This window comes from Mycobacterium asiaticum (assembly GCF_001668675.1).
GTDB classification, from domain to species: domain Bacteria; phylum Actinomycetota; class Actinomycetes; order Mycobacteriales; family Mycobacteriaceae; genus Mycobacterium; species Mycobacterium asiaticum_D.
In genome coordinates this window covers 53795-61457 of record NZ_LZKQ01000230.1, presented here as the reverse complement: position 1 = coordinate 61457, position 7663 = coordinate 53795, and the positions used below count along the sequence as shown (strand labels likewise).

The window sequence follows — 7663 nt, the reverse complement described above, 5'->3', positions numbered from 1 at the left end:
GACCCCGCCCGGGGGGGGGGCCGGGACTGCTGCCGGGTCACCCGGAAGTGGCGGCGGCGCGAGCGGGTCGGGCAGCGGTGGCAGCGCCAGCGGACCGGGCGGCAGCGGCTCGGCGGGGCCGACCACGGGGCCGGGATCGGCCGGCGCGTCCTCGGGGTCCGCCAGGGCCGGCCCGGCGCCCAACATCAGCACCGCGACCACGCCGCAAGCATTGACAGCGGCGGCGACTCTAGCGGTCCGCCACCCCTTCGGGCGGCCTGTGATCCAGCGCGCCATATTGATTCCCTCCGGTCAAATTCTCGCCCCAGTGTGGCACAACGGAACCCCCAGTTAGCCATTCGGCGAACGCCACAGGACCGTTACGCACCGCGGTTCACGGCCTTGACCAGCGGTGTTACTCGCCCTGAGAATCTGGTACGGGCGGGGCATCGACGATCGGTCTGATCGCCGTCATCGCCACCAGCGCGACACCCATCAGACCCGCCGACGCGGTGAGCATCATCGCCACGCTGCGCTCGTACAGCAAACCGCCGGCCAGCGATCCGGCCATGATGCCCACCTGGAACGCCGTCACGTACAGCCCGGATGCCCCGTCCGGGTCGTCGGCACCCGCGCGCATCGCCGCGGACTGCAGCATGGGCGGCACCGCAATGGCCATCGCACCCCACAGCACGATCGCACCGGTCCCGACCACCAGCGCCGTCAAGGCCGAGCGGTGCCAGCCGTAGGCCAGCGCACTGAGCAGGACGAAGGCAGCCGTCAGCCCGGCCATGCAGAAGATGATCGCGCCCTTGGGCCGTCGGTCCAGCGGCCGCGCCACCAGCGCCACCGCCAGCACCCCGGCGATGCCGTACGCGGCCAGCAGCCACGCCACATTGGGTCCGCGCACACCGACGATCTGGCGGACGATCACCACGATGTAGGTGTAGGAGACGAAGTGGCCGGTGACGCCGATCATGGTGACCAGGCTGATCAGGACCAGCCCCCGGTTGCGGTGATGTTTGGCCTGCCGGCCGACGCATTGCAGCTGGTCGTCGGTCAGCACCATTTCCGGCAGCACCAACCGGGCCGCCACGGTGACCAGCACGGCCGCGACGGTCACACAGACGACCGCCAGCCGCCAGCCCCACATCAGGCTCAGCGCCGCGGTCAGCGGGCTGCCGATCACCAGCGCCAGGCTGGTTCCGATATAGATCGACATGGTCGCCCGGCCGGCGTGGCTCGGCGGCACCAGCCGGGTGGCGATCGGCGCGATCACCGACCACAGCAGGCCGTGCGTGACCGCGCAGAGCACCCGTCCGGCGGCCAGCACCGTGAAGTTGGGCGCCACCGCCGAAATAAGTTGCGACACGGTCAGGCAGACCAGGCTCAGCAGCAGCGTCCGGCGGCGCGGCCAGTGCGCGGTCCAGCGCACCAGCGGAACCGTCGTCACCGCCGCGACCAGGGCATACCAGGACAGCAGCGTGCCCACCCAAAACAGGCTCACGTTGAGGTTGCGGGCAATTGCCGACAGCGCGCCGACCGGCAGCAATTCCGCGGTGACGTAGATGAAGGCCGCCGAGGCCAGCACCACCAGCTGCACCGCGATCCGTGGCGTCCACGTTCGCGCGGTGGTTCCGGGTTCGGCAGTCATGGCAGTCATAGTGTGAGACGCAGGTGCGCGTTGTCCTCACGGTACGCACCCAGCGGGGCTTTACCCCGCTTTACCCCGCCAACACGCCAGATCAGGAACGAACGAGGCGCGCAATCGCCGCCGACGCCTCGGCGATCTTGTCGTCGGCCTCGTCACCGCCTTCGGCCACCGCCCGGGTGACGCAGTGGTTGAGGTGCTCATCGAGCAGATTCAGCGCCACCGACCGCAGCGCGCTGTTGACGGCGCTGATCTGAGTGAGCACGTCAATGCAGTACTTGTCCTCGTCGATCATGCGCGCGATACCGCGCACCTGACCCTCGATGCGACGCAGCCGTTTGGCGTAGTTGTCCTTCTGCTGCGTGTATCCGTGTGGTGTGGTCATCTGCTCTCCAAACGAATACCGGGCGGACGGGTGGGTTGCCGGACCATTCTATACCCCGCTAGGGTATCAGGCCGCGTGGTTAATTGATTTTGGCGGGATCGCGCCGCACCGCATACTTGCACCATGACCCCTCCCGTCGAGCAAGCTGACATCAAACCCCGCAGTCGCGACGTTACCGACGGTCTGGAGAAGGCCGCCGCGCGTGGGATGTTGCGGGCGGTAGGCATGGGCGACGAGGACTTCGCCAAGGCGCAGATCGGCGTCGCGTCGTCCTGGAACGAGATCACGCCGTGCAACCTCTCCCTGGACCGGCTGGCCAAGGCCGTCAAAGAAGGCGTTTTCGCCGCCGGCGGCTACCCGCTGGAGTTCGGCACGATCTCGGTGTCCGACGGCATCTCGATGGGTCACGAGGGCATGCATTTCTCGCTGGTGTCGCGTGAGGTGATCGCGGACAGCGTCGAGACCGTGATGCAGGCCGAGCGCCTCGACGGTTCGGTGCTGCTGGCCGGCTGCGACAAGTCGCTGCCCGGGATGCTGATGGCCGCGGCCCGCCTGGACCTGGCCTCGGTGTTCCTCTACGCCGGATCGATCCTGCCCGGGGTGGCCAAGCTGTCCGACGGCAGCGAGCGCGAGGTCACCATCATCGACGCCTTCGAGGCGGTCGGCGCCTGCGCGCGCGGGCTGATGAGCCGTGATGATGTCGACGCCATCGAGCGGGCCATCTGCCCCGGCGAGGGCGCGTGCGGTGGCATGTACACCGCCAACACGATGGCCAGCGCCGCCGAGGCCCTGGGCATGTCGTTGCCGGGCAGCGCCGCCCCGCCGGCCACCGACCGCCGCCGGGACGGGTTCGCCCGGCGCAGCGGCCAGGCCGTCGTCGAGTTGCTGCGCCACGGCATCACCGCCCGCGACATCCTGACCAGGGAGGCGTTCGAGAACGCCATCGCGGTGGTGATGGCGTTCGGCGGGTCGACCAACGCGGTGCTGCACCTACTGGCCATCGCGCACGAAGCCGAGGTCGAGCTGACGCTGGACGACTTCAGCCGGATCGGCTCGAAGGTGCCGCACCTGGCCGACGTCAAGCCGTTCGGCCGGCACGTGATGTCGCACGTCGACCACATCGGCGGGGTGCCGGTGGTAATGAAGGCGCTGCTGGACGCCGGCCTGCTGCACGGCGAATGCCTGACGGTGACCGGCAAGACCGTGGCCGAGAATCTCGCCGACATCGCGCCACCGGACCCGGACGGCAAGGTGCTGCGCGCGCTGAACAACCCGATCCACCCGACCGGTGGCATCACCATCTTGCGCGGATCGCTGGCGCCGGAGGGTGCGGTGGTCAAGTCCGCCGGCTTCGATTCCGACGTGTTCGAAGGCACCGCAAGGGTTTTCGACGGTGAGCGGGCGGCGCTGGACGCGCTCGAGGACGGCACCATCACCCATGGTGACGCCGTGGTGATCCGCTACGAGGGCCCGAAGGGTGGCCCCGGCATGCGCGAGATGCTGGCCATCACCGGCGCCATCAAGGGCGCCGGGCTGGGCAAGGACGTGCTGCTGCTCACCGACGGCCGGTTCTCCGGCGGGACGACCGGCCTGTGCGTGGGCCACATCGCGCCCGAGGCCGTGGATGCCGGCCCCATTGCGTTCCTGCGCGACGGCGACCGGATCCGGCTCGACGTCGCAAACCACACCCTGGACGTGCTGGTGGATCCCGACGAGTTCGCCGCGCGCCGAGAGGGATTCACTCCCCCGCCGGCGCGCTACAAGACCGGCGTGCTGGCCAAGTACGTCAAGCTGGTCGGGTCGGCGGCCATCGGCGCGGTCTGCGGCTGACGCACCAGCGCCATCGCGAACCCGTCCCGGCCCTTGCCACCGACGGTTCGCAGCATCGCGGTGTCCAGGCGCGGGTGTCCCCCCGTCGCCTGCGTTGTCTCGCGGCGACCCGGGCGTCGTCGCATTCGGTGAGAACTCGAACGGTTGCGGGAACCGCCGACCCGAATTGCGCCAGCGGGCATGTTTACCCTTACCCCCGAGGGGTATATACTGAGGGCGCAAGAAACCGACGACGAATGAAGGTGATTCGAATGGCAACCAACGAAGCCGGCACCCTGCTGAGCTGTGGCCACGAGGGCTGTGGCTGTCGCGTCCGTGTCGAGGTCCCCTGCCACTGCTCCAACGCCAACGAACCGTACCGGTGCACCTGCGGCGCGGAACTCGTTCCCGTCCAGTAGGCCCGGTTGGCCGGTCGTGCGTACGGGTGCGCCCCTCAGCGTCCGAACGTACGGCCGGCCACCTCTACTTCTGCTGCCAAATCCATCGCCGCCGCAGAGGCCCCGACCGCAACGGCATAGCGGCCCTGGCTGACCCGCCAGCACTGCGCCCGGCCGTCGTAGCGAGCCAATAGGCGTGGGTCGGCCTCGATGCTCACCCGCCGCGATTCGCCGGGCTCGAGCTCGACCCGCTCGAACCCGAGCAGCCGCAGTCGTCGCCCATCCGGCGCGCCGGTCAGATAGAGCTGCGGCACATCGCTGCCGCTGCGGTCCCCTATGTTGACGACGTTGAAGGAAGCCGTGACGGTGCCGCCGCCGGTCACCTCGAGGTCGCGATACTCGAAGCTCGTGTAGGACAACCCGTGTCCGAACGCGAACAACGGGGTCCGGCCGGTGGCGGCGAACCAGCGATGCCCGACCTCGGCGCCCTCCGAGTACTCGATGGTGGTCGGTGTCCCCAACTCCGGCCGCGGTGTCTGGTCCAGGTCGACGGGGAAGGTCAGCGGCAGCCGCCCGGACGGATTGACCTGTCCGGCAATGATTTCCGCAATCGCGCGGCCGCCCTGCTGCCCGGGGTACCAGGCCTGGACGATCGCGTTGACCGAGTCCCGCCACGGCATCGCCACCGGGTTGCCGGTCTCGAGCACCACCACCGTGTTCGGGTTGGCCGCGGCAACCGCGGCGATAAGAGCGTCCTGGCCCCAGGGCAACGACAAATCGGCACTGTCAAAACCCTCACCTTCGGCCCGGACCGCGAACACGATCACCACGTCGGCCGCCCGCGCGACCGGCACCGCCTCCGCCGGGCTGATGCCGGGGTCGAAGTCGATCTGGGCCTGGCCGAACAACCTTCGCAGTTCGTCGAGCGGGCTCGACGGCAGCAGATACAGATTGCGGAAGCCCGCCTCCAAGCCCGCCCCACCGATCGGGATCACGTCGGCGTAGCCGCCGGCGGGCAGCACGGTGCTGGAACCGAAACCGGCCGGCACCCCGCGCTGCGCATAACCACCGATGACGGCGATGCGCCCGGGGGACGTCAGGGGCAGCACGCCGCGGTTCTGCAGCAACACAATGCCCTGCCGCGCGATCTCCAACGCAATGTCGTTGTGCGCCTGCATATCCGGTTCGGGCGCGGCGCCCCACCGGTCGAGTCCGACCGCGTAGATCGACCGCAGGATCCGCCGGACCATGTCCGACAACCGCTGCTTGGGCAACCGGCCGTCGGCGAGGGCGGCGCGCAGCGGCTCACCGAATGCCTCGGCCTGCCACAGGATCGCGTCGATTTGAGCGCCGCACTCCTGATCCAATCCGTAAAGCGCGCACTCCCAGCCCGGTGTCCCACCCCAGTCCGACATCACCCAGCCCCGAAATCCCCAGGCGCCCTTGAGTATCCGATTGAGCAGGACGTCGTTCGAGGCGGCGTATTCACCGTTGATTTTGTTGTAGGCCGCCATCACCGCGCCGGGCTCACCGCGCTCGATGGCGATCTCGAAGGCCAGCAGGTCGGATTCGCGGTGCGCGTCGGGATCGATCACCGCGTCCAGCCAGTGCCGGTTCGTCTCATTGCAGTTCAGCGAGAAGTGCTTGACCGTGGAGACGACCCCGTGCCGCTGGATCCCGATGATCTGCTCGGCGGCCAGCAGCCCGGTCAGCCACGGATCCTCGGAGAAGTACTCGAAGTTGCGGCCATTACGCGGGTCGCGGGCCAGGTTCATGGCGCCGGCCAGCTGTACGTTGAGGCCGCGGCTGCGCGCCTCCGCCCCGATCACCGCCCCGGCGGCCCGGGCCAGCGCCGGATTGAAGGTGGCCGCCAACGCCAGTCCCGCCGGCAGCGCGGTGGCGGAGTCGCCGGGCCGGAACCCGGGATTGGTCACGCCCAGGCCGGCGTCACTCATCCGCAGCGCGGGCACGCCCAGCCGGGGAACGCCAGGCACGTATGCGGCGCTCATCGGCACGTCCGGCGGTATCCGCTCGTCGCGCAGCGGCCAGAAGTCCCCGGCGCCCATCACGCCGACCACCAGGGCGAGGCGCTCGTCGTCGGTCAGCTCCGCTTCAACTTCGCGCGCCCGCGCATCAGGATCGGCCCGTTCGTTCACCGCACCCCTTCCTTCGCGTAGACGACACGCAGCACATGGCCCACCTCGGGCCCCATCACCAGCTCGGTCAGCGTGCACATGGTCGTCACGAAGGCCGGGCCGTGCGGCGGGGGTTCCTGACACAGGTGATGGGCGACCTCATGCAGTATCACCAGCTCGCGCATCGCCCAGCCGGCGCTCACCCGGTCGGGGACAGCGATAACGCCTGCGCCGCCGCGGTTTTCGTAGTGCGCGGCGGTGGCGGCCCGCCGGGCCCGCACCCGCGGCGCCGAGACGCCGGGCCATTGTTGGCGCACCGCCGGCAGATCCAGCACCTCGTCGACGTACCGCTGCGCCGAGGCCACCGAGGCGAACCGGCCCTCGGGCGGCAAAGTCAGCTGGGTGCCGAAGAACTCCACGCTGGGCGAGCCGCGCTCGGTGGCACGGTCGAACATCAGCCGCACGAATTCCTCGGCCGCGTAAACCTTGGCGCGCTGCGAGTCGCGCCCGGATGGTTCGGCCCGCGTCACCGGCCCAGCGCGGTGCGCGCCCCGGGCAGCTCGGGACTGTCGCCCAACCGGGCCCGGCGGCCGGCCCGGTCACCGGCGCGGCGCGCCGCCGACGAGTATCCGGCCGAGGCCCGGTGCGCCTGCCAGGTACCGCGCGCCTTCGATGCGCTGCGGTAGTAATCTTTCAGCTCAAGTTCCTTGTCCCGCAACGCGATCGCGGTGCCCGGCGCGCGACTGCGGTCCTTGGTCACCTCCTCGCGGGCCTGCTCGCGAGCCTCGGCCAGCCGCTGGCCCACGCGCGCCCCGAAGGCCAGCTGGAAATTGAGCCGCGCGGTGATGGTCGGGGTGGGCCGGTGTGCACCCGTGGCCAGGTAGGCATCGGAGGCCCGGACCATCTGCACCACCAGGCTGGCGTAGAGGGCATGCGTGGCGTCGATGTCCTCGGCGAAGCCATACGCATAGAGGAACGTCGAGTTGGACGCGATGTCGCAGCGCACGTCGTTGGCGGCGGCAATCAGCACGAACAGCTGCACGTAGGTACGCAGGCCACGAGTGCCCGCCTCACCGATGGTGATGGTGCGCTGGGTCGGGGCCTGGGCGGCCGAGCGGTTCGCCGAATGGGAGCGCGCCACCGCCAGGTCGATGGACGATGCGGTGGCCAACCGCTGGGCGGTGCTGAGGAAAGCGTCCGCCTCGTGGGAATTGTCGGTGCCTTCGGCCTGACGCAGCAACGCCGCGATACGGGACAACATCTTGTCGTCGGTCATGTCGCCAAACTAACGCAGCCCCCGGACATC

General features: G+C 69.5%; 7 protein-coding genes and 1 pseudogene. 2 read left to right on the top strand and 6 right to left on the bottom strand.

Annotated features, from left to right (window positions below):
- The 3 genes and pseudogenes from A9X01_RS19970 to ricR form a co-directional block, all read right to left on the bottom strand.
- Positions 1-201 (bottom strand): annotated as a pseudogene (locus A9X01_RS19970) (L,D-transpeptidase); the annotation flags it as partial.
- A gap of 193 nt (positions 202-394) precedes the next feature.
- Positions 395-1642, bottom strand: a complete 1248-nt coding sequence (locus A9X01_RS19965) for an MFS transporter (RefSeq protein WP_065122405.1) — start codon at positions 1640-1642, stop codon at positions 395-397.
- An 82-nt stretch (positions 1643-1724) separates the two neighbouring features.
- Positions 1725-2015, bottom strand: a complete 291-nt coding sequence (ricR, locus tag A9X01_RS19960) for a copper-sensing transcriptional repressor RicR (RefSeq protein ID WP_065036245.1) — start codon at positions 2013-2015, stop codon at positions 1725-1727.
- Positions 2016-2138: 123 nt separating this feature from the next.
- Here ricR and ilvD point away from each other — a divergent pair, with 123 nt between their 5' ends.
- Complete coding sequence (gene ilvD, locus A9X01_RS19955) at positions 2139-3845, top strand: dihydroxy-acid dehydratase (protein WP_065122404.1); 1707 nt, start codon at positions 2139-2141, stop codon at positions 3843-3845.
- Between the two features lie 242 nt (positions 3846-4087).
- Positions 4088-4243, top strand: a complete 156-nt coding sequence (mymT, locus tag A9X01_RS31480; protein ID WP_301336949.1) for a copper-binding metallothionein MymT — start codon at positions 4088-4090, stop codon at positions 4241-4243.
- Positions 4244-4278: 35 nt separating this feature from the next.
- Here mymT and A9X01_RS19950 read toward each other — a convergent pair whose 3' ends face one another.
- Genes A9X01_RS19950 through A9X01_RS19940 form a run of 3 tightly spaced genes read right to left on the bottom strand, consistent with a single transcriptional unit; the run spans position 4279 to position 7633 of the window.
- Entirely contained in the window at positions 4279-6378 is a 2100-nt protein-coding gene (locus A9X01_RS19950; protein ID WP_253849230.1) for a glycoside hydrolase family 3 C-terminal domain-containing protein, read from the bottom strand.
- Positions 6375-6887, bottom strand: coding sequence for a TIGR04338 family metallohydrolase (locus tag A9X01_RS19945; protein ID WP_065122403.1), 513 nt, complete (start codon positions 6885-6887; stop codon positions 6375-6377). Before A9X01_RS19945 ends, A9X01_RS19950 begins: the two co-directional genes overlap by 4 nt.
- Positions 6884-7633, bottom strand: coding sequence for a DUF2786 domain-containing protein (locus A9X01_RS19940; protein ID WP_065122402.1), 750 nt, complete (start codon positions 7631-7633; stop codon positions 6884-6886). The genes A9X01_RS19945 and A9X01_RS19940 overlap by 4 nt, the downstream gene beginning before the upstream one ends.
- Positions 7634-7663: the final 30 nt, after the last annotated feature.